The following is a 26,407-nucleotide window of genomic DNA, read 5'->3' on the forward strand; positions in this document are numbered from 1 at the left end:
CCCGCCGCCTAGGCCACCGATGCGTGCGGCTGCTGCTGCGCCTCGGTGTAGGCTTTGGCGGCGTTGTGCACGTGCTGGCTGGCCAGCAGCGCGGCCAGGTCGCCGTTGCCGGCGATGACGGCATTGAGGATCTGGGAGTGTTCGTCCCAGTTCTGTTTGGCGCGCAGCATGTTGCTGGGCGCGAACAACAGCGCCGTGCGGTCGCGCAGCGAACGCATCAAGTCAGTCAGCACCACATTGCCGCCGATCGTGGCCAGCATTTCGTGGAACTGGGAATTCAAAGCCAGGAACTTGTCCAGTTGTTCACCGCGGGCGGCTTCCGTGCCTTCGCGCAGGAAAGCCTGCAGCCGTTCCACCGTTTTATCGTCGCGGCGTTGCGCCGCAAGCTTCGCATTCAGGCCTTCCAGGGTGGCGCGGACCTCCACCATGTCATAGGCGACCGCGTCGGACAGCACCGACACTGAGGCGCCGCGCCGCGGTTCGATAGTCACCAGGCCTTCGGCGGCCAGGGCTCGCAACGCCTCGCGCACCGGGATGCGCGACACGCCCATTTCTTCGGACAAACGGCCCTCGACCAGGCGGTCGCCGGGCGTGAACTCGCCACTGAGAATGCGCTCGCGCAGCTTGTCGCGGATGACGGCGAACAACTGCGGATGCTGCTCGCCGATTTTCAGCGAGGCGGAGTGCTGCGTTTCTGCGGCTTGCGGGCTGACGGGTGAGGTGGTCATGGCGAGCAGGTTTGGCTTAATGGATACAGTCTCCATTGTATTACCGGGTGTAGCTGCGCGGCTTGAGGGTCGAACTGCATCAGTGTCCCCAAAAAGCCTTGCCCAGTACGCCCAGCGCGCCCAAGGCGCACACCGCCAGCAGCACGCCTCGCACGGCGCGCGGAGGCAGGCGGTGGCGCAGCCGGTTGGAGACTGCAAAACCGGCCAGCAGGAAAGGCGCCAGGCTGAGCGCCAGCCCGGCGTGATAGCCCGTGTACCGCTTGGCCCACGCCAGCATGGCAAGCGAGAAGATCGATCCCAGGAACAGGACCATGCCGAGGGTGGCGCGCAGGCGCGGGGGCGCGGCGTGCTGCATCACGATGGCGATGGGCGGCGCGCCCACCGAGGTCATGGTTCCCATGATGCCCGAGGCCACGCCCGCGCCCGAGACGCGTCCGGGCGTGGCTGAAAAATGCAGGCCCGCCGCGCTCAGCGCCACGGCGATCAGGATCAGGACCGCGAACAGTACGCCGAGCGCCTGCGGCGCAAAGCGCGTCATGGCGTAGATGGCGATCAGTGTGCCGACGGCGCGTCCTGCAAGAGCGTAGGACACCGAAGGCCAATGGATGGCGGTGCGCTCGCGCAGCGCGGTCAAGAGCGAAATGAAGCCGCCCAGCGTCAGCAGCGGCCCCGGCGCCAACTGGGGGAAGAACATGGCCGCCACCGGCGCGGCGAACATGGCGAAACCCACGCCGCCCACGCCCTGCGCGATCGCGGCGCCGAATACGACGGCGGCCATGGTGGCGTACTGCAGGAGATCGGGGTACGGCAGGGAGGATGTCATGCCTGGAACGTGTCTACTATGTATACGATAGTCTATCCAGGATTTTTACGAATTCCAAAAACTGCTTCAAAACCTAGGGTAATCCCCTGATTTATTGGCGCTATTCATGGATTTTTCAGAATTATCGCTTTCCCTAGGCGGTGCATATTTTGATTGGTATAGCCGCAAACGAAATATAGTATACCGAACGTGGCGCTACGACAGCCACGCATACAAGGGGAATAGCACATGCAAGCGGACGTAGTGCTCAACGCTGCTCACTGGATGTACCTGATCAGCGTCGCCGCCATCATCCTGACGATGATTTTGCGGGCCAACGTGGTGGTGCCGTCGGTGATCGGCACCTTTCTGGTGGTGCTTGCCATCACGGGCAATCCGATCAGCGCCCTGATAGGCATCTTCTCGGCCAGCTTCGTGGCGGCCAAGGAGCTGTTCAATATCTTTCTCGTAATCACCTTCATGACCGCGCTGCTCAACGCGCTGAAGACCCTGCAGGCGGACGTGCGGATGGTGCAGCCGTTTCGCCGGGTCATGCGGGGCGGGCATTCCTCCTTTCTGATCATCGCCCTCTGTACTTATGTGATCTCGCTCTTTTTCTGGCCCACGCCAGCGGTGCCGCTGGTGTCCGCCATCCTGCTGCCCGCGGCCATCGCGGCCGGCCTGCCGCCCTTGGCCGGCGCCATGGCCATCGCCATCGCAGGCCAAGGCATGGCGTTGTCCTCGGACTATGTGATCGGCGTAGCGCCCAGCATCAGCGCCAAGGCGGCGGGCGCGGCGGTCAGCGCCGCCGTGGTCGCCGACCGCGCGCTGGTGCTGTCGCTGATTACCGGCGGGGTCGCGCTGGTTGCGGCCTACCTGTTGATCCGCAAGCACATCGTGCCCGCCGATGCGGCGCTTCTGTCTGCCTGGCAGGCCCGGGCCCAGGATGGCAGCCTGGCGCGCATCGAGCAGTCGGGATCCTTCGACAAGGCCGAGCTCGCTCGCGGCACCATGGGCGCGGATCCCGCGCTGCCCAGCGGCCCGGCCCTCAGCGAAGAAGAGCGCCGCCGCGTGCGCTGGTCCAAGACCTTCGCCGTCGTGACGCCCTTGGCTTTTCTGGCGGTGATCGCCGTCATGGTGCTGCCGCGCCTGTTTCCGTCGCTGCCCGCGTTGCGCGGCGGCGACGCGGCGGCGTTGGTGGGCGGCGTGGCCTTTGTCGTGATGATGCTGGTAACGCTGGCCGCGGAAGGCCCGCGCAAGATGCTGGACGTCTGTCCGGAACACGTCACCGACGGCTTTGTGTTTGCTTTCAAGGCCATGGGTTCGGTGCTGCCGATTGCGGGCTTCTTCTTCGTGGGCGCCAATGAGACCGCCGCGCAGATCCTGGGTGTGCCGCAAGCGCAGGCGCCCGGCCTGTTGTTCGAGGTGATTTCCGCCGGCCAGCACCTGATTCCCGAAAATCATTTCCTGGTGGCATTTGGGGTGCTGCTGGTCGGCATGATCACGGGGATCGACGGTTCCGGCTTCGCGGGCCTGCCCCTGACCGGCACCTTGTCCGGTGCGCTGGGGCCGGTCGTGGGCGTGGACCCTGCGACGTTGGCGGCAGTCGGGCAGATGGGCGCGGTCTGGACCGGAGGCGGCACGCTGATCGCCTGGTCCTCATTGATCGCCGTGGCGGGCTTTGCGCGGGTGAACGTGCTGTCGCTGGTGCGCGCCCTGCTATTGCCCGTGCTGCTGGCGCTGTTTGTTTCGACGATCTGCGCGGTGCTGATCTGGAGCTGATCCTGCTTGTGGGCTGCTTTGGGGCCCTGCGGGGCCCTTTTTTTCTGGATCTGGCCTGGCGAAGCAGGGGTTTACACGTATCGAACCATATTGATTAAAGTATACAATGTTCATAAGCCAACCCGCCCCGGCATTGCGGTAAGCCGGGCGCAGACTGAGGAATAGCTCCCGTGGACGATCTTTCGCAGCAAACGTTCCTGAACCACATCGGCGGCGCCTGGGTGCCCTGCGGTACCGGCAAGACGGCGCCCAATATCAATCCTGCCGATACCGACGACATCGTCGGCCGCTTCCAGGTGTCTGATGCGGAAGACGCCCGCCAGGCGGTGGCCGCGGCCGAGGCTGCCTTCGCGGGCTGGCGTGATACGCCGATCTCCAAGCGCGCCGCCATTCTGTTCCGCGCGGCCCAGTACCTGGAAGACCATGCCAGCGACATCGCGCGCGAACTGACGCGCGAAGAGGGCAAGAGCCTGAACCTGGCCAAGGACGAGGTGTTGCGCTCGGCGCAGACGATCCGCTTCTATGCGGTGGAGGGGCAGTCCTACACGGGCGAAACCTATCCCAACGACGATCCCGACATGGTGGTCTACAGCCAGCGCGAGCCGCTGGGCGTGGTGACGGTGATCTCCCCCTGGAACTTTCCGATTTCCATCCCCGCGCGCAAGATCGCTCCGGCGCTGATCACCGGCAACACGGTGGTATTCAAGCCGTCTTCCGATGCGCCCATGTCGGGCTACCGCCTGACCGAGGCCTTCGTGCAGGCAGGCCTGCCGGCCGGGGTGCTGAACTTCCTGACCGGTCCGGCCGGCGCCGTCGGCGAAGCCATCACGGCGGCACGGGCGGTGCGGGCAATTTCCTTTACCGGCTCCACTGCCGCCGGCGAACAGATCCACCGCACCGCGGGGCTGACCACCCGCACGCAGATGGAGCTGGGGGGCAAAAATCCGCTGATCGTGCTGGCGGACGCCGACCTGGACCGTGCCGTGGACCTGGCCGTGAAGGGCGGCTTTTCGCTGAGCGGCCAGGCCTGCACCGGCACGAGCCGCGTACTGGTGGACAAACGGGTGCGCCAAGCCTACACGGACAAGCTGCTGGCCCGCATCAAGACGCTGACCATCGGCAATGGCCTGGACGGCAACTTCGACCTGGGCCCGCTGGCCACGGCCAAGCAACTGGACAACGTGCTGGGTTACGTGGCGGTCGGCAAGCAGGAGGCCACCCATCTGTATGGCGGCGACCGCCTGACCGGCGCCGGGTTCGAACGCGGCTATTACGTAACGCCAGCGCTGTTCACCGACGTCTCCCAGCAAATGCGCATTGCCCGCGAAGAAATATTCGGTCCCGTGATCGCGCTGATCGAGGTGGACGGCTACGAGGACGCCATTGCCAAGGCCAACGACACCGAGTACGGGTTGTCGGCGGCCATTGCGACCACCGACGCGCGCTATGCGCACCGCTTCGCTCGGGATATCCAGGCCGGCACAGTGAAGATAAACCGGACCACCACCGGCAACCTGATCAACGCGCCGTTCGGCGGCCTCAAGCATTCCAGTACGTCCACGTTTCGCGAATCGGGCCGCGTGGGGCTGGAGTTCTACACACAGATCAAAACTGTCTACCGCGCCGGCTGATTCCGCGCGATCCCATAACGGCACTCAGGAGAGGTCATTCCCATGAAGCAGGTCTATCGTCTGGAACTGGAAGAAGCGCGCGCAATGGTGCGCGCGGCCATCGCGAAATCGGAAGAGATCGGCGTGCTGGAGTCGATATGCATCGTCGACGACGGCGGCTATCCGATAGCACTGGAGCGCATGGACGGCGCCCGCATCACCGGCCCGCAGATCGCCTGGAACAAGGCCTTCACGGCGGCGGGGCACAAGCGTTCCACGCACCTTTTCAATACGCCGCCCAACGGCCCGGCGCTGCCCGGCAACGAGGCCTTCGGCATCCAGTGGAGTTTTGACGGCAAGTTCGCCGTGTTTGTCGGCGGTTTTCCCATCGTGGTGAACGATGAGGTGATCGGCGGCGTCGGCCTGAGCGGCGGCAACGGCGAACAGGACACCAAGGCTGGCCTGGCCGCGCTGGCGGCGTTGGCGGCACTGCTGGAGCCGCGCGGCATGAAAGTGCTGGTCGAGGCGGACATCAAGAAATAAGCGAGGCCGGCCATGGCATACCGCGTGCATATCCTGCAAACCGACGAGTCATTCCAGGTTGAAGAAGGCGAATCCGTGCTGCAGGCCGCGGATCGTGCGGCGGTGAAGCTGCCGCACGAGTGCACCTTCGGCGGCTGCGGCACTTGCCGCATCAAACTGGAGTCCGGCGCCGTGGAGTACGAGGAATTTCCCATGGCCCTGACACCCGAAGAAGCCGCCGAAGGCTACGCGCTGGCTTGCCAGGCGCGGCCATTGGGCGATCTATGCATCAGTGTGGCGAGCAGCCGGCAATCGTTTCCGGAACCGCGTCGCTTGCCCGCCACCATTCACCGCATCGAACGGTATTGCGAGGACGTCATCCACCTGACGCTGGCGCTGCCCGAGGAGGGCCTGGACTATGTGCCGGGCCAATACATGAATGTGGTGCTGCCCGACGGCGAGACACGCAGCTTTTCCATGGCATCCGCGCCTGCCGGGAATCTGGTGGATTTTCACGTGCGCCGCATCCCCGGCGGCCGCTATACCGACCACTGGCTGGGCCAGGCGCAAGCAGGAGCCGACGTAGAGATCGAAGCGCCGCTGGGCGTATTCAGCTATCACGAGGAAGACTGGCGGCCGCTCATCATGATGGCCACGGGCACCGGCATCGCGCCGATCAAGGCCATCCTGGAATCGCTGCTGGACAACGAGGATTGCCCGCCCGTCACGCTTTACTGGGGCATGCGCACCGAGGCGGACCTGTACCTGCGCGACGAGATCGAAAGCTGGGCAGGGCGGCTGTACGAATTTACCTTCGTGCCGGTGCTGTCGCGGGCGGGCGCGGACTGGCAAGGGCGCCGTGGTTACGTGCAGCAGGCGGTCATGGAAGACCACGAAGACCTGTCCGAACACGCCTTCTACCTGTGCGGCGCCCCGGACATGATCCACGAGGCCAAGAGCCTCCTGGCCGCGCGCGGCGCGAGCCTGGAACATATGTATTCCGACAGCTTTACCTTCCAGCACGCGCTGGCCGCCGCCTGAGAGGCCAGCGCGGCCCTAACGGTATACCAGCACCGGCAGGCGGGTGCGAGCCAGCACGCGTTGCGTTTCGCTGCCCAGCAAGAAGCCCGTCATGCCGTGCCGGCCATGCGAACCCATTACGATCAGGTCGCACCCCTGGTTCTGCGCCGCCTCGACGATGGCCTCGTGGGGATGGTCGTTGACAGTGACAACCGCGTTGCACGGCACCAGTGCATGGCGCGCTTCCATTTCCAGGTTGTCCAGATAGGTTTGCGCGTTCTTGCGAGCCTGGTCAGTGTGGTGCGCCTGCGTGGTGCCCAGCATCTCGGCCTGATAGACCAGCAGATGGTCCTCCGGGATGGCGCGGATGAGCGTGATGGTGGCGCCCATTTCCTTGGCGAAAACAAGAGCGCGCTTGAAGGCCGATTCGGACAACAGGGAGCCGTCCACGGCGACGAGCAAGTGCTTATACATGTTGCCTCTCCTTTAGGAAAAGGAATAGGGAGCAACTCGCCAATCCAGTATAGGCTTGCCGTTCCCTGCAATCCAGTCCTGCAGAAGGACGAGGCTGGCGGCTTGCGGTAATCCCGCATATTTCCAAAAGAAGCCGAACCCGGCGATCCACATAACCTCATATCGACTAAGTATTTTTCGCCGCCTCGCAGCGATGACAGAATCGGTTCGTCTCCATGAACCCCCCTCCCGGAATCGAATTCCCATGTCATCGCTACGTCGCCAGGTCTTCGCCCGAGTGCTCGCCATTGCGGGCAGTCCGTCGCAGCGCTCCCGTTCCTCGCTGTTGCTCCGGCACGCCGCCGGGATCCTGCAATCGCGAGGCCTGGCGGTCGGTGAACTGGGCCTGCGCGATATCCCCGCCGAAGAACTGATCGAAGGCCATTACGCCGGCGCCGCGGCCAACGCGTTGCGCGCGCGGGTGGCGGCGGTCGATGCCGTGCTGATCTCGACACCCGTATACCAGGCATCCTTTTCCGGCGGCTTGAAAGCGGTGCTGGACTTGCTGGACCCCAAGGCGCTGGCGGGCAAGGTGGTGCTGCCCATCGCCACGGGCGGCAGCCCGGCGCATCTGCTGGCGCTGGAGTACGGGTTGAAGCCCGTGCTGTCGGCGCTGGGTGCGCGGCACATCCTGGCGGGCGTCTACGCCACCGACGCGCAGGTACAGGTGGACGAGTTCGGCGTGGGCGAGATAGACGCCGAGGTGCGCCGGCGCCTGGAGGATTCGGTGGAACGCCTGTCCGAACAAACGCTGCCACGCGGCGCCATCGCCCATGAATCCTACGATCTGGGTCGGCTAGCCCTGGCGGGCGGATTCAGCGTCTGACCTATGTTGCGCGCCCGTCCCATCCCTGCTGTCGATACCTGGATCCTGCGCGGGCTGGGGCCGGCGCTGCTGGTGGCGTTATGGCTGGGCAGCGACGTTGCGCCCAGGCCGCTGCTGTGTGCGCTGAGCTTGTTCCTGCCGGTCCTGGTCCAGACGGCGCGCGGGCTGCGCGCGGTGGATCCGGCGCTGGTCGAGACCGGCCGCTCTCATGATTTGCGTGGTTGGTCTCTTTTTCTGCATGTGCTCCTGCCCGGCGCGTTGCCGTTCATCCTGACGGGGCTGAGGCAGGGATTGGGACTTTTATGGCTGACCTTGATCGCGCTGGAACTCTTCGTGACGCCCTCGGGCCTGCTGCCGCTGCCGGCCGGCAAACCGTCGGGCGCCGCGGCATTGTTGCTGGGCATCGCGCTTTACGCGGCCCTCTGCGCGGCGTCGGGGGCGCTGATTGGTGTTCTGGAGCGCTGGCTGCTGCGCTGGAGGCCGCGATGATGTTCACCAACCCCAATGAGTTCGAGCTGCTGCAATACCTGGAGTCGCACGGCCAGATCGAACCGGATGCGGAGCCCGACGCTGGCGCGCAACCCGCGCTGCGCGTGACCCTGCGCAAGCTGGCCAGGCGTTTTGACGGGCGCGTCGCGCTGCAGGCGCTGGATCTGGAAATCGCGCCAGGCGAGTTCGTGGCCGTGGTCGGGAGCGTCGGCAGCGGCAAGAGCACCCTGTTGCGGCTGTTGGCGGGCCAATTGGCGCCCACCGACGAGCGCGGCGGCGAGCCCAGCCGGTCGCCCCTGTTGTTCGACAACTTTCCCAGCTGGGCGCCCGATAGCCGCGTGCGCCTGCTGCTGCCGGACGCGCGTCTGCTGCCCTGGAAGACCGTGCTGCAAAACGTGGCCCTGGGTCTGGCCGGAACGGCACAGGCGGCCGACGCCTTGCGGCAGGTAGGCCTCGACGGCCACGGAGGCGATTGGCCGGCTCAGGTTTCCGAACCGCAACGCCAACGCGTGGCGCTGGCGCGCGCATTGGCGCGCCGCCCGGGGCTGCTACTGCTGGACGAGCCCTACGCGGGGCTGGACGCGCTGGCCCGGATCGAGATGCAACGCTTGCTGGAAGATTGCTGGCGCCAGCAGGGTTTTACCGCTGTGCTGGCAACTCACGACGCGGCCGAGGCCGTGACGGTGGCGGATCGCATCCTGGTGCTGGACGAAGGCGGCGTGGCGCTGGACGAGCGTGTCGGCCTGGCGCGTCCGCGCGCGCGCGGCTCGGCCGCGTTTGCCGCGCTGCAAGCGCGGGTGCTGCGCGCTGCGCTGCGGCAACCAGACACGCCGGATACCGAAAGACCCTTGGCGCCCGTCATCCAGATTCGCCATCTGAAGCTGGCGGTCTGAGGCCGCGCTTCGTGATTCACGCCCGGGTGGCATGGCGCCGCCCATTACTCCAGGAGCAAGACCATGAGCATTCAATCCATCAACGCCCGCAACCAGTTCCGCGGCAAGATCAAGGAGATCATCCTGGGGCCGGTGGTGTCCGAGGTGGACGTGGATACGCCGGCCGGCATTGTGACCTCGGTGATCACGACCCGGTCGGTCAAAGAACTGGATCTGCAGGTCGGCACCGAGGTGCTGGCCTTCGTCAAGGCGACCGAGGTTTCCGTCGCCAAACTGTGACCGGGAATAGATGTGCGCCGGCGCTTCCCCTGCGCCGGTGTTAGGCATATATTGTCAGCGCGATATCCGGCAGTTTCCTCCTGGCTTGTGGCTTCATGCTTTGCGATTCACGGAGAACGGAAAATGCGTCGACTGCAACGGTGGTTCATCGGCTGGTTATGCCTGGGGCTGGCTGTCTGCTTCCCCGCCACGGCGCAGACCAAGCTGGACAACGCGCAACTGGATCAGCTGATGGCGCCCGTGGCGCTGTATCCGGATTCGCTGCTTTCGCAAATACTCATGGGAGCGACCTACCCCGACGATGTCGCGGCGGCTGCCAAATGGTCGGCGGCGCACACGTCGGAATCCGGCGACAAGGCGGTCCAGGCGGTCGAGGGCGAGTCCTGGGATCCCAGCGTCAAATCCCTGGTGGCGTTTCCCTCGGTCATGGATATGATGGGTCGCCAGCCGGATTGGGTGAAATCCGTCGGCGACGCCTTCCTGGCGCAACCCGAGGCCGTCATGGACTCGGTCCAGCGGCTGCGCAAGCAGGCTCAAAAGGCGGGCAACCTGAAGAGCACGCCACAGCAGACCGTGAAGACCACGACTGAAAACGAAAAGACCGTCGTGGTGATCGAACCGGCGGACCCGCAGGTGGTGTACGTGCCCAGCTACAACCCGACCGTGGTGTACGGGACGTGGGCGTACCCCTCCTATCCGCCTTACTACTATCCCCCGCCGCCGGGATCGATGTTTGCGACGTCGCTGGTCGCCGGCATCGGGTTCGGGCTGGGGGTCGCGGCCATCAACTCCATGTGGGGCGATGCCAACTGGGGGCATGGCGACATCGACATCGACGTCGACCGCTACAACAACATCAACGTCAACAATCGCATAGACCGCAATAACGTCACCAATAACCGGTCCACCTGGCAGCACAATGCCGCCAATCGCGGCAGTACGCCCTATGCCGACCAGGCCAGCCGCCAGCGCTTCGATAGTCAGCGGCAGGCGGGCCTGCAGAACCGTGCGCAGGGGGCGGGTCAGGGCGGCCGAGCCGCCGCCGCGGCGCCCGCGGCCGGTTCCCGCGACGCCGCCCGCCAGCGGGCGGCCCAGTCGTTTGAAGGTCGCACCGGGCAACCCATTGCCGGTCATTCCGGCCCGGACGGGGCGCGCGGACAGGGCGCGGGCCGGGGCGAAGGCGCCGCCGGCCGTGGACAGGGTCAGGGGCCGCAGGGCGGCCGGGACCGTTCCTCCAGTGTGTCCACGCAGGACAGGGCGCAAGGGCGGTCGGCCGGTGCGTCCAGCGTGTCCACGCAAGACCGGCAGGCCGCGGCCCAGCGCCAGCGCGCCGACGAATCCGCCGCGCGCGACCGCGCGCGTGCGTCCAACAGCCACACCGCGTTGAGCGGTGCGGGCGACGGCGACCGCATGCGGCAGCAGAACCAGCGAGGCGAAATGAGCCGCGGCGGAGGGGGGCATCGCAGCCCCGGCGCGAGTGCGCCGCACCGCGGCGGCGGGGGCGCTCCCCATCGCGGCGGCGGTGGCGGCGGCCGGGGCGGCGGTGGCCGGAGGTAAGCACCATGAACAACGGAGGTCTTATGACGATTGCTCGTTTGCGCGCGCTTTGCGCCGCGTCGGTGCTTGCGCTAGGCTTCGCGGCCCCCTCCATGGCGCAGAGCCTGTATCCCAGCGCCCAGGCGGCCGCGCAGGCATTCACCGACGCGCTGGCCACAAATGACGTCGATGCCCTGGCCAAGGTGCTGGGCCCGAACCACCGGCAGATCGTGCCGGGCGGCGTGGACCAGGAGGATATCTACCGGTATCTCGCGGCCTGGGTGCGCAAGCACGAGATCGTGGCCGACGGCGGCCGCTCCTGGGTGGCGGTCGGCGATTCCGGATGGACGCTGCCGGTGCCGATCGTGCGCGCTGGCCAGGGATGGCGCTTCGATCCGATGGCGGGCAAGGCGGAAATCCGTCGCCGCGCAATCGGGCGCAACGAACTGACGGCCATCGATACATTGCGACAGTTGCAGGCTGCCCAGGCCCGCTACAAGGACGGGGTGGGCCAGGGGCGCTATGCGAGCCGCCTTGTCAGCCGTCCCGGACACCGGGACGGCCTGTATTGGCCAGAGGTGCCCGGCGCGCCGCAGCAGGCCTTCGGCCTGGATGCGCTGAGCATGGGGCCGGAAGTGCCGGTGGACGACGCCTACTACGGCTATCGGTACAAGGTAATACCCGGCCCCGCGGGCGACTCTTACCGCATCGTCGCCTGGCCGGCCCGGTATGGGCAGACCGGCATTGATTCTTTTGTCGTGGGGCCTGAAGGGGGCGTGCTGGAAGCCGACCTCGGACCCTCGTCCGCAGCGCGCGCAGCGGCGCTGCGGGAACGCGATATCAGTGCCGGAACCTGGACTGACGCCGACGCGCAACCCGTTGGCAGTAAATGATTTTTCTGGTTTCTGAGGTGCAAGCCGTGCACGCCTGTTGCTGGGTCGCAACAGGCGTGTCCGTTTGTCGGCCGAGCATGGCGCGACGCGCTTTTGTCAGCCTGGTGTGCCTAAAATGGCGAGCACCGGGACCCTGCCCGATACCCCTTTGCCGGACCTAGAAATTGAATCCCATGCATTTTGTCCGCTACGCCTTGTTCGGCGTAGGGATGGCGCTGAGCGCCGCGGCGGCTTCGGCCCCGATTTTCGTCCTGAACTCCCTGGACGCCAACGTCAGCATCGTTGATCCGAGCTCGTACAAGGAATTGCGGCGCGTGCCTACGGGCAAGGAACCGCATCACCTGTATCTCACGCCGGACGAGAAGTCGCTCATGGTGGCCAACGCCACCAGCGATTCGATCACCCTGATGGACCCCAAGACCGGCGAAGTGCAACGCACGCTGACCGGCATCGTCGATCCCTACCAGCTGCAGTTTTCGCCGGACATGAAGTGGTTCGTGACCGCGGCCAACCGCCTGGACCACATCGACATTTATGCCTGGCAGCCGCTGGAAAAGGGCTTTGACCTGAAGCTGGTCAAGCGCATTCCGGCCGGCAAGACGCCCAGCCACATCATGATCGACAAAACCAGCACCACGGCCTACGTCACGCTGCAGGATAGCGATCAGCTCATCGCCATTGACCTGGCGACGCAGACGCCGAAGTGGACCGTGTCGGTGGGCAAGACCCCGGCCGACGTATTCCTGACGCCCGATCAGAAGACTCTGCTGGTGGCGCTGACCGGCGATTCCTACGTCGAGGCCTACGACGTCAGCAACGGCCCGGCCAAGCTGGTGACGCGCATCAAGACCGCGGCGGGCGCCCATGCCTTCCGCGCGCAGGGCGACCACCGCCACCTGTTCGTCAGCAACCGTACCGCCAACTCTATCAGCCGCATCGATCTGCAAACCCTGGCCGTGACCGACACCTTCGCGGTGCCGGGCGGCCCGGACTGCATGGACGTGCTGGCCGACGGCAAGACGCTGCTGGTCACCTCGCGCTGGGCCCGCAAGCTCACCGTGGTGGACCTGGAGCAGAAGAAGGTGGTCAATCAGGTGCCGGTGGGCAAGTCTCCCCACGGCGTCTGGACCCTGAACCATGCTCCTACAAGGTAAAGAGAAAGGGCCCCCACGCGGCGCACGCTTCGCGGGCTTGCTGCCCCCCAAGGGGGCTGTTTTGCCTTGGGGCGGCCCGGCGGCAAAACGGCCCCCACGCGGCGCATGCTTTGCGGGCTTGCTGCCCGGCAGGGCAAAACGCCTCCGCGCAGCGGTCGTGGTCGCGCTGGTTTTGCCCGCGATGGGCATGGCAGCGCCGGCGGTTTGCGATAAGCCGGTTTACCTGACTTTCGATACCGGCCACATGGGCGTGGCGCCGCTGGTTGCCGAGGTGTTGGCCCGCCGTCAGGTCAAGGTCACTTTTTTCCTGGCCAACGAACGCACCCTGACCGATGGATCCAGCCTGGACGACGTGTGGGCGCCGTGGTGGAAGGCGCGCGCGGCCGAGGGCCATGTCTTCGGCTCGCATACCTACGACCACGTGTATTGGCAGGCCGATCTGCCCGGCGGCAAATTCCGCGTCAAGCCCAGCGCCGGCCCGGATGCGGGCAAGCGCGCCGAGTGGACGCCCGAGCAGTATTGCGCCGAAATCAAGCGCTCCGCCACCCGTTTCCACCAGATGACGGGCAAGAATATCCTGCCTATCTACCGCGCTCCGGGCGGCAAGACCTCGCCCGCCCTGCTCAAGGCCGCCAAAGCCTGCGGTTTCGAGCACGTGGGCTGGGCGCCTGCCGGCTTTCTGGGCGACGAGCTGCCCAGCGACAAGTACCCGAACGCCCGCCTGCTGGACCAAGCCCTGCGCACCATCAAGCCCGGCGACATCCTGCTGGCCCACCTGGGCATCTGGTCGCGCCAGGATCCCTGGGCGCCGGCCGTGCTGGAACCGCTGATTGAAGGTTTGCAGCGCAAGGGCTATTGTTTTGCTACCTTGGACACGCACCCGTCCTACCGCGATTGGATCGCTACTCATCACTGATCATGGATACGCTTAGTCAATTGTTCGGAGAGTGCCAGCAATGGCTCTTCGAAACGGCGATTCAGCCCGCGCTGTTCCACCTGGGCATGAGCAATTTCATCGAAGACGGCTACGACGCCACCATGTGGCTGCTGGTCGGCCTGCTGCAGATTGCGGTGCTGGTCCTGGTGTTCGGCCCCTTGCAGCGCCTGCGCCCCGTGGAACCCGTCACCGACCGTCGGCAGATCGGCATCGACGTGCTGTACACGCTGATCCATCGGCTTGGCGCTTTCCGTCTGCTGCTGTTCTTCACCATCGACCCGCTGTGGGACAGCGTATTCGGACAATTGCACGTTTGGGGATTTGCGCCCTTCCAGCTGGACCAGTACTGGCCGGGCGTGACGGACAAGGCGTGGGTCAGCCTCATCATCTACCTGCTGCTCTTCGATGCGGTGGATTACTTCTACCATCGAGCCCAGCATCGTTTCGGCTGGCTCTGGGCGCTGCATGCCGTGCACCACAGCCAGCGCCAGATGACCATCTGGAGCGACGACCGCAATCATCTGCTGGATGACATGCTGCGCGACGTGCTGGTGGTGTTCGTGTCGCAACTGGTGGGCGTGCCGCCAGCGCAGTTTGTCATGGTGGTGGCCATCACCCAGTTGGCGCAGAGTTTCTCGCACGCCAACCTGCGCCTGCATTTCGGCGCCATTGGCGAGCGCCTGCTGGTCAGCCCGCGCTTTCACCGGCACCACCATTCCATCGCCTACGATGCTTCCTCGCCGGGGCCTGTGGGCGGCTACAACTTCGGTGCGCTTTTCCCCATCTGGGACGTGCTTTTTCGCACCGCCCGGTTTGGCGTCGGCTATGGGCCCACGGGTATCCATGATCAGCAAGCGGAGCTCGGCGGGCGCGACTATGGGCGGGGCTTCTGGGCCCAGCAGTGGCTCGGGCTCAAGCGCATGGTGGGGCGCGACCGCGAGCCGGCCGCCGTGTCCCCGGCGCCTCCGGCGTCCGCGGAACGCGCCTGAAGTCCGCTGCCACACATAAAAAACGAGCCCGCAAGGGCTCGTTCTGCTTGGAATGGTCCGTAAACCCGGCTTCAGGGCTGGGTATCGTGCGTGGTTTCCCGCTTGATCTCGCCATGCCGGCGTTCCATTTCCTGGCGCAGTTCCCGGCGTAGCCGGGCGGCTTCCATGCGTTGCTTTTCTTCCAGGTTGCGCGGTTCCAGCGGCGGCACGGCGGTTGGCGCACCCTGGTCATCCACCGCCACCATCGTGAAGTAGCAGCTGTTGGTATGGCGCACGAGCTTCTTGCGGATGTCCTCGGTGACGACCTTGATGCCGATTTCCATCGACGTGCGGCCGGTGTAATTGACGGCCGCAAGGAAGGTCACCAGCTCGCCGACATGGATGGGCTCACGGAACACCACCTGGTCGACCGACAAGGTGACCACATACTGGCCGGCATATCGGCTGGCACAGGCATATGCCACCTGGTCCAGGTACTTGAGGATGGTTCCGCCGTGTACGTTTCCCGAAAAATTCGCCATGTCTGGCGTCATCAGGATGGTCATCGACAATTGGTGGCTAAAGGCTTCGTCCATGGCGGGCGTTCAATCTTGGATAAAACACCTATGGTAGCGGGAGGCGCCCGTCATGGTTGCGTCTTTTCGGCGTCTTCGGGGATTTCTTCGGGTGGAGCGTCGCGCTGCAGCGCAGGCGGCGTCCATAGGCCGTCCAGCAACGCGGGCTTGGGCGCATAGACGCGCAGCAGCACGCTAATGGGCCCCGTGGCGGGCAGGGGCAGCCAGTTGGACTGTTGCTCGGGGGCGGGCGGGGCGTGGCTGATGCGCAGGTCGAGCGAACCGTCGGCGTTGTATTGCAAGGGGTCGCGATCGCCGAGCGCGTACCGGTTGAGGGCGTTGGCAAACGGCATGCCCTGCGCGTCATAGGCCGCCAGCGACCACAGCGCCGCGGCGGGCGGCAACTGGTCGCTTTCGAAACGCAGCGTGTAGCCGTGGGCGGCATCCAATGGCGCGCCCTGGCTGTCCGCAGCCAGCAGCAGCACGCTCAGATCCTCGGGCAGGCCCGAACCCGGCTGCGCCTGCGCGGCCAGCGCGCGCCGCAGGTAAGAGTTGCCGTAAACGCCGATGCTGGCGGTTTCCTGGTGCCAGCCGTTCACGCTGCGCACCGTGCCGCCGGCAGCCGTGGTCATCCGCTCGCGCGCCGCGCGCAGGCCGCGGCGCAAGCCCTGCTTGACGGGGTGGCCCAGCTTGTCGAAGTCTAGCGGTTGGCCAGCGATCAGCCCGGCGTTGCGCAGCTTCGCGAGCACCGGCTGATCGGTGGGATGCGGCGGATTCTTGCGCAGCAGTTCGGCGGCGTACTCGAAAAAGGCGTCGGTCGGCATGGATTCGACCTGTTCGCGAACTGGAATCTGCAGATTCAGGGAAGGGTCGGCCTTGACCCGCTGCGACTGCGCGGGCAGGTTCCATTGCGCCAGCGGCGTGAGGACGAAGCCATCCTGCAAGGCGTGGACGGCCGGATAGTCGGCGGGACCGTCGACCTGGATCAGGTTCTTTGCCCAGACATAGGCGGTTGGGGCATCGATACGGGCCATGCCCGATGGCAGCACGCCGCTCCAGCCCGGCGGCACGATCACCGTATTGCCCTTGGCGGTGCCGGTACTGCGTTTGCCCAGCGTGGCGAACACATCGGTCCACATGTCCAACAGCGTCAGCGTGTATAGCCGGCCCTGGGTGTCCGGGACCGACAGCACCACCGGCCCGGACGTCAGGTCCAGCCAGCCGACGCTGCGCAGCATGTCGGGATTGGCCCAGGGGGTGGCGGCCTGAGGCTGCGGCAGCGCGCGTCCGTGCAGAAAGGCATTGGCCGGCGCGCCTTCGGCGCCTCGCGCTGGATGGATGAACTGGCGGCGGGTCAGGTCCATCGTGACCAGCGGATAGAAATACAGATAGCCTTCCATCGCCGCCTGGGAGGCCGCTTCGGTGGCGGCAGCGGCCGGGGTCGGGACGGGGGGCGTTGCGTGGGCGGGCACCGTCGGCGCCACCGCTGCGACGGCGGCGAAAGACAGGGCCAGGGCAACAAGGCGGCGCATCGGCGCTCCTACGGTCATGCGGAGAGTGGGTGGAAAGCTGGCGGCGGGGCGTCCCCGGATCGGGAGGGCGCCGGCAAGTCCAGGCAGCCGGGAATGGTAGCAGCCGCCAGATCATCCAAAATCTGTGAAAAAACCCGATTTAGCAGCCAATTTTCCGGCATAAGGACGATCTCTTTGGGGCCGGATGCCATGGCGCGCCCGCCGCGCAAAGCCTATACTCGGGAAAATGTCCTTGGGAACCGTAGGGCTTTTTCGCTCGCGGCGAGCCAATGGCTTTCTTCATTTCACCAGGAGAGGAGTGTTTCATGGTCAACATGAATCGCCGCCAGTTCTTCAAGGTGACCGGTGCGACGCTGGCAGGCTCCAGCCTGGCTTTGCTGGGGGCTGCCCCCGGCACGGCCATGGCTGAAGTCCGCCAGTACAAGCTTGCGCGCATGACTGAAACGCGCAACACCTGTCCCTACTGTTCGGTCGCCTGTGGACTGCTGATGTACGGCTTGGGCGACGGCTCCAAGAACGCCCGTGCCAGCATCATGCACATCGAAGGCGACCCGGACCACCCCGTCAACCGCGGCACCCTCTGTCCGAAGGGCGCGGCCCTGATCGACTTCATCCACAGTCCCAACCGCCTCAAGTACCCGGAATACCGGGCGCCGGGTTCGGACAAGTGGGTACGGATGTCGTGGGACGACGCTCTGACCCGCATCACCAAGCTCATGAAGGCCGACCGCGACGCGAACTTCGTCGAGAAGACCGCGGACGGCAAGACCGTCAACCGGTGGCTGACCACCGGCATGCTGGCAGCCTCGGCGAGCAGCAACGAGGTCGGCTACATCACGCACAAGACTGTGCGCAGCATGGGGATATTGGCATTCGATAATCAAGCCCGTGTCTGACATGGCCCGACGGTGGCAGGTCTTGCCCCGACGTTTGGCCGTGGAGCGATGACGAACCATTGGGTCGACATCAAGAACGCGGACGTAGTGCTGATCATGGGTGGCAATGCCGCCGAGGCCCACCCTTGCGGGTTCAAATGGGTCACGGAAGCAAAAGCCCACAACAAGGCGAAGCTGATCGTCGTGGATCCGCGCTTCACGCGCTCGGCATCCGTGGCGGACTTCTACGCGCCCATACGTACCGGCACCGACATCATTTTCCTGGGTGGCGTCATCAAATACCTGCTGGATAAGGACAAGATCCAGCACGAGTACGTACGCAACTACACGGACTTTTCCTTCATCGTGCGCGAGGACTTCGCGTTCGACGCCGGCCTGTATTCAGGCTACGACGCCGAAAAGCGCACCTACAACAAGGCGAGCTGGGATTACGAGCGCGGCGACGACGGCTACGTCAAGACGGACCCGACGCTTGCCCATCCGCGCACCGTCTACCAACTGCTGAAGAAGCACTACTCGCGCTACACCGAGGACATGGTCGAGCGCGTCTGCGGCACGCCCAAGGACAAGTTCCTGAAGGTGTGCGAAATGCTGGCCTCCACGGCCACGACCAACCGCGCCGCGACCATACTCTACGCGCTGGGCTGGACGCAGCACTCCATCGGTTCGCAGATCATCCGCACGGGCGCGATGGTGCAGCTGCTGCTGGGCAATATCGGCATCGCCGGCGGCGGCATGAACGCGCTGCGGGGCCACTCGAACATCCAGGGCCTGACCGACCTGGGCCTGATGTCGAACCTGCTGCCCGGCTACATGACCCTGCCCAACGAGCCTGAACAGGACTACGGCAAGTACATCGAGTCGCGCACGCTGAAGCCCTTGCGGCCCAACCAGCTGAGCTACTGGCAGAACTACAGCAAGTTCCACGTGAGCCTGATGAAGGCCTGGTGGGGCCAGTCCGCCACGGCCGAGAACAACTGGGCGTTCGACTACCTGCCCAAGCTGGACAAGCTCTACGACATGCTGCAGGTCTACGAGCTCATGAACCAGGGCAAGATGAACGGCTACATTGCCCAGGGCTTCAACCCGCTGGCGGCCGCGCCCAACAAGGCCAAGCTGAACGCCGGTTTCGCCAAGCTGAAATTCCTGGTCATCATGGACCCCCTGGTCACCGAGACTTCCGAGTTCTGGCGCAACGCGGGCGAAGCCAACGATGTGGATCCGTCCAAGATCCAGACCGAAGTCTTCCGCCTGCCGACCACCTGTTTCGCCGAGGAAGACGGCACGCTGGTGAATTCCGGCCGCTGGCTGCAATGGCACTGGAAGGGCGCCGAGCCTCCGGGCGAAGCCAAGAGCGACATCGAGATCATGGCGCTGATCTTCACGCGCCTGCGCAAGATGTACCAGGACGAGGGCGGCAAGTATCCGGACCCCATCGTCAACCTGTCCTGGCCTTACGCCAACCCGCAGAATCCCACCGCGGAAGAGTTGGCCAAGGAATACACGGGCCGCGCACTGGTGGAATTGACCGACCCCAAGGATCCTTCCAAGGTCACCCGCAAGGCCGGCGAGCAACTGGCCGGTTTCGCGGAACTGCGCGACGACGGTTCCACCATCAGCGGCTGTTGGATCTTTGCCGGCGCCTGGGGCCCCGGCGGCAACCTGATGGCGCGGCGCGACAACAGCGACCCGACCGGCATCGGCCAGACCTTGAACTGGGCCTGGGCGTGGCCGGCCAATCGCCGCATCCTGTACAACCGCGCATCCTGCGACGTGGCGGGCAAGCCGTTCGATCCGCGCCGCAGCCTGATTTCGTGGAACGGCAAGTTCTGGACCGGCGCCGACATCCCTGACTTCAAGGGCGACGAGAATCCCGATGGCGGCATGGGGCCGTTCATCATGAACCCCGAGGGCGTGGCGCGCTTTTTCGCGCGGGCGGGCATGGCCGAAGGGCCGTTCCCCGAGCACTACGAACCCTTCGAGACGCCGCTGGGCTACAACCCGCTGTATCCGAAGGCAAAGGGGGTCACCAGCAATCCGGCTGCGCGGGTCTTCAAGGACGACCTGGCCGCGATGGGCACGGTGGACAAGTTCCCCTACGTGGCCACGACCTACCGCCTGACAGAGCACTTCCACTACTGGACCAAGCACGTCCGCATCAACTCGATCCTCCAGCCGGAGCAGTTCGTGGAGATCGGCGAAGCGCTGGCCAAGGAATTGGGCATCGCCAATGGTTCGCGCGTGAAGGTGTCGTCCAACCGCGGCTACATCAAGGCGGTGGCGCTGGTCACCAAGCGCCTGCGCGCGCTGACCATCGAGGGCAAGACCGTGCACCACGTGGGCATCCCCATCCATTGGGGTTTCGTGGGCCTGGCCAAGCCCGGCTTCCTCACCAACACCCTGACGCCGTTCGTGGGCGACGGGAATTCCCAGACGCCGGAATTCAAGTCGTTCCTGGTGCAGGTCGAGAAGGCCTAAGGAGACCGACATGTCCATGCAATCCCTAGACATCAAGCGGCGCTCCGCCACCACCACGCCGCCGCCGGGCATCCGTGAACCCATCACGGGCTCGGTGGCCAAGCTGATCGACGTCTCCAAGTGCATCGGCTGCAAGGCTTGCCAAAGCGCCTGTATGGAATGGAACGATCTGCGCGACGAGATCGGCACCAACGTGGGCGTCTACGACAATCCGGCCGACCTGACCGAGCATTCCTGGACGGTCATGCGCTTCTCCGAATACGAGAATCCGCAAGGCGACCTGGAATGGCTGATCCGCAAGGACGGCTGCATGCACTGCGAGGATCCGGGCTGCCTGAAGGCCTGTCCCTCGCCGGGCGCGATCATCCAGTACAACAACGGCATCGTGGATTTCCACGAAGAGAACTGCATCGGTTGCGGCTATTGCATCACCGGCTGTCCGTTCAACGTGCCGCGCATCTCCAAGAAGGACCACAAGGCGTACAAGTGCACCTTGTGTTCCGACCGCGTGGCCGTCGGCCAGGAACCCGCCTGCGTCAAGGCCTGTCCCACCGGCGCCATCGTCTTCGGGACCAAGGAAGACATGACGCAGCACGCCGAGGAGCGGATCGTCGACCTCAAGTCGCGCGGCTTCGACAAGGCCGGCCTGTACGACCCGCAGGGCGTGGGAGGTACCCACGTCATGTATGTGCTGCATCACGCCGACCAGCCCGGGCTGTACCACGGACTGCCCAAGGACCCGCAGATCAGCCCCATGGTGTCGCTGTGGAAGGGGCTGGCCAAGCCGCTGGGCGTGGCCGCCATGGCACTGACCGCGCTGGCGGGCTTCTTCCACTACGCCCGCGTTGGCCGCAACGAGGTGTCCGAGGAAGACGAACGCCGTGCCGAAGAGGAGGTGCGCCATGAGTGAAGATCGCCATTACCGCCGGATCAAGCGCTACACGCCGGGTGAACGCACGAACCACTGGATCATTGCGTTTACGTTCATCCTGTTGGCGCTGTCCGGGCTGGCGCTGTTCCATCCGTCCATGTATTGGCTGACCAACCTGTTCGGGGGCGGTCCGTGGACGCGCATCCTGCATCCCTTCATCGGGCTGGTGATGTTCGTCTGCTTCGTCGTGTTCGCCGGCCACATGTGGCGCCACAACCTCATGACGAAGGCCGATCGCCAGTGGATGCGGCAACTGAACGACGTGGTTGAGAACCGCGAGGAAAAGCTGCCTGAAGTCGGCAAGTACAACGCCGGCCAGAAGCTGCTGTTCTATGTGCTGATCCTCTGCATGCTGGGCCTGTTCGTCAGCGGCATCGTGATCTGGCGCGAGTACTTCGCGTTCTACTTCCCGATCTGGGTTATCCGCGCCGCCTCGGTGGTGCATGCCGTCAGCGCACTGGTGCTGATCTGCGCCATCATCGTGCACATCTACGCGGCGATCTGGGTCAAGGGATCGCTGACCGCAATGCTGCGCGGTTATGTCACGGCGGGATGGGCGTGGAAGCATCACCGTGCCTGGTTCCGGGAGCAAATCCGAAAATAGGGGAAAGGCCACCACGGCGCGCGCACTGCGTGCGCTTCCTGCCCCTCACCCATCCGCCCAACGGCTGCTATCCTTCTCTCTGAAGGCTGGCAGCCGTGTTTTTTTATCTGGAGACGCAAGTGCAGCGAATTCTTCCGCGCGGCGAGATCGAAGCGCTAGACCACAACAGCATTCCCCGAGTCAGCCTGCCGGAGCGCGGGTCCGTCTTCGCGGTGCGCGCGGCGCGTCTGCGGCAGCTGGCGGCGGACAGCCCCGTGGCCGATTACCTGCTGTTGATGGCGCATCTGGTCGACGCCCAACACCGTGCCTTGCAGGACTGTGCGGCGCCCGAGGCTTCCGAGGACCGTATTTCGCTGGCGCAGGCGCATGGCATGCCCCCGCTGCAGGCGGTGGGCTGGTCGCGCGATCCCCTGTGGCGCGGCATCCTGGGTCAATTGCTTGACCACGTAGCCAGCGCGAAGGACGTGCCGGCCGAGGCCATCGAGGTCTGCAATGGTCTGCGCCGCGCCTTGGCAGAGGATCCGGAGTCGTTGGAAGATCTGGCCGAGGCGGTGCTGTCCGAACAGGACCAGGGCGTCGACGGTGCCGCGGCGCCCTTTGTGATGGCGGCCCTGCAAGTCTATTGGACCGACTTGGCCAGCCGCTTCGACGAAAAGCAGCTCCCGGTGGCCAGCCCTTTCGGCGTCTGTCCGGTGTGCGCCAGCCTGCCGGTGGCCAGCGTGGTACGCGTGGGCGGGCAATTCGAAGGCTACCGCTACCTGTGTTGCAGCCTCTGCTCGACCCAATGGCACATGGTGCGCGTGAAATGTTCGCACTGCGAAGACGTGGAATCGGTGGCCTACCAAGCCATCGAGGGCCGCACGCCCGCCATCAAGGCGGAAACCTGCGACCACTGCCATACCTACCGCAAAATCTTCTATCAGGATAAGGACCTGCAGGTGGAGCCCGTGGCCGACGACCTGGCCAGCCTGATGCTGGACGTGCTGGTGGGCGAGGCGGGCTATTCCCGGGCCAGCGGCAATCCGTTGCTGTGGCATGGAGCGGAGCAGTAATGGACGCGCAACCGCCCGAGGGCGACCTGGCCGCGGTATCCGACATTCCCTCGCTGGACCGGCTCCTGAACGCGCCGGCGCTGAGCGCCGCACTGCAAGAACATGGCCGGACCCAGGTGGTCGCCGCCCTGCGGCGCGACCTGGACACCATGCGCGAGCGCGCGCTGGCCGGCGGGCTTCTTCGGCAGGAACTCGATACCGGCGCCGTGGCGGCGCGCGTGGCTGCCGCCTTGGCCAAGGCGGCCGAACCGAAGTTGCGGGCTGTGTACAACCTGACCGGCACGGTGCTGCACACCAATCTGGGCCGGGCGCTGCTGCCCGACGAGGCAGTGGCCTCGGTCTTGCGCGCGCTTACGACCCCGGCCAACCTGGAATTCGATCTGGACACCGGCGGACGCGGTGACCGCGACGACCTGATCGACGACCTGTTGTGCGAACTGACGGGCGCCGAGGCCGCCACCGTCGTCAACAACAACGCCGCCGCCGTGCTGCTGATGCTGAACGCCCTGGCGGACCGGCGCGAAGTCGTGGTGTCGCGCGGCGAGCTGGTCGAGATCGGCGGCGCGTTCCGTATCCCGGACATCATGAAGCGCGCCGGTGCAAAGCTGGTCGAAATCGGTACCACCAACCGCACCCACGCCGCCGACTACGAGAACGCCATCGGCCCGCGCACGGCCATGCTGATGAAGGTGCATTGCAGCAACTACGCGGTCACCGGCTTCACCAAGAGCGTAAGCGTGGCCGAGGTGTCGGCGCTGGCGCATGCGCGCGGCCTGCCGGCCACCGTCGACCTGGGCAGTGGCACGCTGGTCGACCTGACTCAGTTTGGCCTGCCCAAGGAAGACACCGTGCGCGAAACCATCGCGGCTGGCGCGGATCTGGTCACCTTCAGCGGCGACAAGCTGCTGGGCGGCCCGCAGGCCGGGCTGCTGGTGGGCCGCGCGGACCTGATCCGCAAGATCAAGAAGAATCCGCTCAAGCGCGCCTTGCGCGTCAGCAAACTGACCCTGGCGGCCCTGGAGCCGGTGCTGGGGCTGTACCGTGCGCCCGAATTCCTGGCGCAGCGACTGACCACATTGCGCTTGTTGACCCGGCCGCAACGCGATATCCAGCCGCAGGCCGAACGCCTGCGCGGCGCTTTCGCGCATGCGGCGGGCGAGCTTTACGCTGTCGAAGCCGTGCCCATGTTCAGTCAGATCGGCAGCGGCGCCTTGCCGGTGGACCAGTTGCCCAGCTATGGCCTGGCGGTGCGCTACAGCGGCAGCGGCCGCGCCGGCCGGCACCTGGATAAGCTGGAGACGCGGTTGCGCCACTTGCCCGTGCCTGTGATCGGCCGCATCGCCGACGACGCCCTGTGGCTGGACCTGCGCTGCCTGGAAGCGCGCGATGAGGCCGCCTTCACCGCCCAACTGGCGCAGTTGGCGGAGCCGGCATGATCATCGGCACCGCGGGGCATATCGATCACGGCAAGACCACGCTGGTACGGGCGCTGACCGGCGTCGATACCGACAGGCTCAAGGAAGAGAAGGCGCGCGGGATTTCCATCGAGCTGGGCTACGCCTACACGCCGCTGGCTAACGGCGACGTGCTGGGCTTCATCGACGTGCCCGGTCACGAGAAACTCGTGCACACCATGGCGGCGGGCGCCAGCGGTATCGACTTCGGCCTGCTGGTGGTGGCGGCGGACGACGGCGTCATGCCGCAGACACGCGAACATCTGGCCATCCTGGCCCTGCTGGGCGTGGAGCGCGGCGCGGTGGCGCTGACCAAGACCGACCGCGCTGATGCCGGGCAGTTGCAGGCGGTGCGCGCGGAAATTGCCGAATTGGCGGCCGGTACTTTTTTACAGGATGCGCCGGTGTACGCCGTGTGTGCCTCGCAGGCAGGCGATGCGGGCGTGGCGGATCTGAAAGCCCATCTGCATGCCCAGGCGCAGAGCTTGCTCGGCCGCGACAACGCCGGTCTTTTCAGGCTGGCCGTGGACCGGGTCTTCACGCTGGCCGGCCACGGCACCGTGGTGACCGGCACGGCCCATGCCGGACAGGTGCGCGCAGGCGACGAAGCGTCCGACTTGCGGCTGATGCCCGTCGGCACGCGCGTGCGTGTGCGCAGCATCCATGCCCAGAACCAGGCTAGCGAGACCGGCGTGGCTGGCCAGCGCTGCGCCTTGAACCTTGCCGGCATCGACAAGAACGCCATCGCGCGCGGCGACTGGATCGCGGACGCGCGCTGTTTCCTGCCGTCGCGCCATGTGGACGTGGCGCTGACGCTGCTGGCGTCCGCGGATGCGCCCGTGCGCGCCTGGGCTCCACTCCATGTGCACATTGGCGCGGCGCGCCACGTGGCGCACGCCGTGCCGCTGAGCGCTGAGTCGCTGGCGCCCGGGCAGTCAGGCTGGGTGCAGCTGGTATTCGACGAACCAGTCTGCGCCATGCCGGGCGACCGCTACATCGTGCGCAATGCACAGGCCACGCGCACCGTCGGCGGTGGGCGGGTCTTGGACCCGAACGCGCCCGATCGCAAGCGCCGCTCCGCCGCACGCATGCATTGGCTGCAGGCGATGGCCGCGATGCTCGACGGAGCGGGCCTGCGCCCGGTGCTGGAACATGCGGCTCTCGGGCTGGACGAAGACGCTTTGCAGCGCCTGACGGGCAAGCCCGTGCGCGAGATCTCCGCGCCGCATGGCGCGCTGTGGCTGGAGGCGCGCACAACTCAAGCGCCGCGCACGTTGATCCTGTCGTCTCATTGGGACGCGCTGCGCGCGCGCGTCGAACAGGCGTTGGCGGCATTCCACCAGGGGGCCCCGGACGAGCCGGGACCGGACGGCCCGCGCTTGCGCCGCATGGCCATGCCGGTCGGTCCGCAGGCGCTGTGGTTGGCGGTGCTGGACGACCTGCAACGCGATGGCCGCGTCGTGCGCAACGGCCCCTGGCTGCACCTTCCTGGCCACACTGCGACGCTGGCGCCAGATGAGTCGGCGCTGGCGGGACGCCTGCTGCCCCTGCTGGCGGCAGGCGCGTTCGATCCGCCTTGGGTGCGGGATCTGGCCCGCACCCTGAGCGAGCCCGAGGACCGTGTGCGGCAACTGCTGCGCAAGCTGTTGCGGCGCGGCGAGGTGGCCCAGGTGGTGAAGGATCTGTTCTATCACCGGGATCAGGTGGCCGGATTGGCGGCGCTGGCGGGAGATCTCGCTTCGCGGCCGGAGGGCGGCCTGAATGCCGCGGCATTTCGCGATGCCACGGGGCTGGGCAGAAAGCGCGCCATCCAGATCCTGGAGTTCTTCGACCGCGTGGGATACACGCGGCGGGTGCGCGATGCGCATGTGTTGCGCCACGAAAGCGCCTACGGAAGTGCGCGTCAGGCTCAGTAACCGGTATCATGGGCGGC

At 65.8% G+C, this 26,407-nt stretch carries 24 protein-coding genes; 19 read left to right on the plus strand and 5 right to left on the minus strand.

Translation table 11 applies throughout. The features are described from left to right. Window positions 1-8: 8 nt before the first annotated feature. Both CEY08_RS07175 and CEY08_RS07180 read right to left on the minus strand, forming a co-directional pair. Entirely contained in the window at window positions 9-728 is a 720-nt protein-coding gene (locus CEY08_RS07175) for a GntR family transcriptional regulator (protein ID WP_042795626.1), read from the minus strand. 79 nt (window positions 729-807) lie between these two features. Continuing rightward, on the minus strand, window positions 808-1,551 hold the full coding sequence (locus CEY08_RS07180; protein WP_082884469.1) for a sulfite exporter TauE/SafE family protein: 744 nt from the start codon (window positions 1,549-1,551) through the stop codon (window positions 808-810). 228 nt (window positions 1,552-1,779) lie between these two features. On the opposite strand from CEY08_RS07180, the gene CEY08_RS07185 reads away from it, so the two are divergent. The 4 genes from CEY08_RS07185 (at window position 1,780) to CEY08_RS07200 (ending at window position 6,485) form a co-directional block, all read left to right on the plus strand. Further along, window positions 1,780-3,312 carry a hypothetical protein gene (locus tag CEY08_RS07185; RefSeq protein WP_042795625.1) on the plus strand — a complete coding sequence of 511 codons (1,533 nt, stop codon included), beginning with the start codon at window positions 1,780-1,782 and terminating at the stop codon, window positions 3,310-3,312. 170 nt (window positions 3,313-3,482) lie between these two features. Beyond that, a complete protein-coding gene (locus CEY08_RS07190; protein ID WP_042795624.1) occupies window positions 3,483-4,943 on the plus strand; it encodes an aldehyde dehydrogenase family protein in 1,461 nt (486 codons plus the stop codon). Between the two features lie 42 nt (window positions 4,944-4,985). Further along, complete coding sequence (locus CEY08_RS07195) at window positions 4,986-5,465, plus strand: GlcG/HbpS family heme-binding protein (protein ID WP_042795623.1); 480 nt, start codon at window positions 4,986-4,988, stop codon at window positions 5,463-5,465. Window positions 5,466-5,477: 12 nt separating this feature from the next. Further along, window positions 5,478-6,485, plus strand: coding sequence for a 2Fe-2S iron-sulfur cluster-binding protein (locus CEY08_RS07200; RefSeq protein ID WP_042795622.1), 1,008 nt, complete (start codon window positions 5,478-5,480; stop codon window positions 6,483-6,485). Between the two features lie 15 nt (window positions 6,486-6,500). Here CEY08_RS07200 and CEY08_RS07205 read toward each other — a convergent pair whose 3' ends face one another. Next, the gene (locus CEY08_RS07205) at window positions 6,501-6,938 is read right to left on the minus strand and encodes a universal stress protein (RefSeq protein WP_042795621.1); all 438 of its coding nucleotides are present in this window, start codon (window positions 6,936-6,938) and stop codon (window positions 6,501-6,503) included. Window positions 6,939-7,182: 244 nt separating this feature from the next. Here CEY08_RS07205 and ssuE point away from each other — a divergent pair, with 244 nt between their 5' ends. The 9 genes from ssuE (at window position 7,183) to CEY08_RS07250 (ending at window position 14,973) form a co-directional block, all read left to right on the plus strand. Continuing rightward, window positions 7,183-7,803 (plus strand): NADPH-dependent FMN reductase, encoded by a 621-nt coding sequence (ssuE, locus tag CEY08_RS07210; protein WP_076817076.1) that lies wholly within the window; start codon window positions 7,183-7,185, stop codon window positions 7,801-7,803. A gap of 3 nt (window positions 7,804-7,806) precedes the next feature. Further along, complete coding sequence (locus CEY08_RS07215; protein ID WP_076817078.1) at window positions 7,807-8,292, plus strand: ABC transporter permease; 486 nt, start codon at window positions 7,807-7,809, stop codon at window positions 8,290-8,292. Further along, on the plus strand, window positions 8,289-9,185 hold the full coding sequence (locus CEY08_RS07220; RefSeq protein WP_082900742.1) for an ATP-binding cassette domain-containing protein: 897 nt from the start codon (window positions 8,289-8,291) through the stop codon (window positions 9,183-9,185). Before CEY08_RS07215 ends, CEY08_RS07220 begins: the two co-directional genes overlap by 4 nt. Before the next feature lie 63 nt (window positions 9,186-9,248). Then, on the plus strand, window positions 9,249-9,464 hold the full coding sequence (locus CEY08_RS07225) for a TOBE domain-containing protein (protein WP_006227327.1): 216 nt from the start codon (window positions 9,249-9,251) through the stop codon (window positions 9,462-9,464). Window positions 9,465-9,587: 123 nt separating this feature from the next. After that, the gene (locus CEY08_RS07230) at window positions 9,588-11,021 is read left to right on the plus strand and encodes a DUF3300 domain-containing protein (RefSeq protein ID WP_076817081.1); all 1,434 of its coding nucleotides are present in this window, start codon (window positions 9,588-9,590) and stop codon (window positions 11,019-11,021) included. Between the two features lie 23 nt (window positions 11,022-11,044). Then, window positions 11,045-11,893, plus strand: coding sequence for a DUF2950 family protein (locus tag CEY08_RS07235; protein ID WP_223306399.1), 849 nt, complete (start codon window positions 11,045-11,047; stop codon window positions 11,891-11,893). A gap of 173 nt (window positions 11,894-12,066) precedes the next feature. Further along, complete coding sequence (locus CEY08_RS07240) at window positions 12,067-13,047, plus strand: YVTN family beta-propeller repeat protein (protein ID WP_042795618.1); 981 nt, start codon at window positions 12,067-12,069, stop codon at window positions 13,045-13,047. A gap of 181 nt (window positions 13,048-13,228) precedes the next feature. Beyond that, on the plus strand, window positions 13,229-13,963 hold the full coding sequence (locus tag CEY08_RS07245) for a polysaccharide deacetylase family protein (protein ID WP_088607649.1): 735 nt from the start codon (window positions 13,229-13,231) through the stop codon (window positions 13,961-13,963). A gap of 2 nt (window positions 13,964-13,965) precedes the next feature. Further along, window positions 13,966-14,973, plus strand: a complete 1,008-nt coding sequence (locus CEY08_RS07250) for a sterol desaturase family protein (RefSeq protein ID WP_042795617.1) — start codon at window positions 13,966-13,968, stop codon at window positions 14,971-14,973. Between the two features lie 71 nt (window positions 14,974-15,044). Here CEY08_RS07250 and CEY08_RS07255 read toward each other — a convergent pair whose 3' ends face one another. Then, entirely contained in the window at window positions 15,045-15,548 is a 504-nt protein-coding gene (locus CEY08_RS07255) for an acyl-CoA thioesterase (protein ID WP_042795616.1), read from the minus strand. 50 nt (window positions 15,549-15,598) lie between these two features. Further along, on the minus strand, window positions 15,599-17,059 hold the full coding sequence (locus CEY08_RS07260; RefSeq protein ID WP_076817085.1) for a DUF1254 domain-containing protein: 1,461 nt from the start codon (window positions 17,057-17,059) through the stop codon (window positions 15,599-15,601). Window positions 17,060-17,364: 305 nt separating this feature from the next. On the opposite strand from CEY08_RS07260, the gene fdnG reads away from it, so the two are divergent. The 6 genes from fdnG (at window position 17,365) to selB (ending at window position 26,390) form a co-directional block, all read left to right on the plus strand. Further along, entirely contained in the window at window positions 17,365-20,433 is a 3,069-nt protein-coding gene (fdnG, locus tag CEY08_RS07270) for a formate dehydrogenase-N subunit alpha (RefSeq protein WP_141099891.1), read from the plus strand. Between the two features lie 10 nt (window positions 20,434-20,443). Beyond that, window positions 20,444-21,343, plus strand: a complete 900-nt coding sequence (fdxH, locus tag CEY08_RS07275; RefSeq protein ID WP_042795613.1) for a formate dehydrogenase subunit beta — start codon at window positions 20,444-20,446, stop codon at window positions 21,341-21,343. Further along, entirely contained in the window at window positions 21,336-21,968 is a 633-nt protein-coding gene (locus CEY08_RS07280; RefSeq protein WP_042795612.1) for a formate dehydrogenase subunit gamma, read from the plus strand. The genes fdxH and CEY08_RS07280 overlap by 8 nt, the downstream gene beginning before the upstream one ends. Window positions 21,969-22,087: 119 nt before the next feature. Further along, window positions 22,088-23,020, plus strand: coding sequence for a formate dehydrogenase accessory protein FdhE (fdhE, locus tag CEY08_RS07285; protein ID WP_063961414.1), 933 nt, complete (start codon window positions 22,088-22,090; stop codon window positions 23,018-23,020). Continuing rightward, window positions 23,020-24,456 carry an L-seryl-tRNA(Sec) selenium transferase gene (gene selA / locus CEY08_RS07290; RefSeq protein ID WP_076817089.1) on the plus strand — a complete coding sequence of 479 codons (1,437 nt, stop codon included), beginning with the start codon at window positions 23,020-23,022 and terminating at the stop codon, window positions 24,454-24,456. Before fdhE ends, selA begins: the two co-directional genes overlap by 1 nt. Continuing rightward, window positions 24,453-26,390, plus strand: coding sequence for a selenocysteine-specific translation elongation factor (gene selB, locus CEY08_RS07295; RefSeq protein ID WP_076817091.1), 1,938 nt, complete (start codon window positions 24,453-24,455; stop codon window positions 26,388-26,390). The genes selA and selB overlap by 4 nt, the downstream gene beginning before the upstream one ends. Window positions 26,391-26,407: the final 17 nt, after the last annotated feature.

Source organism: Achromobacter insolitus (genome assembly GCF_002209555.1).
Lineage (GTDB): Bacteria > Pseudomonadota > Gammaproteobacteria > Burkholderiales > Burkholderiaceae_B > Achromobacter > Achromobacter insolitus.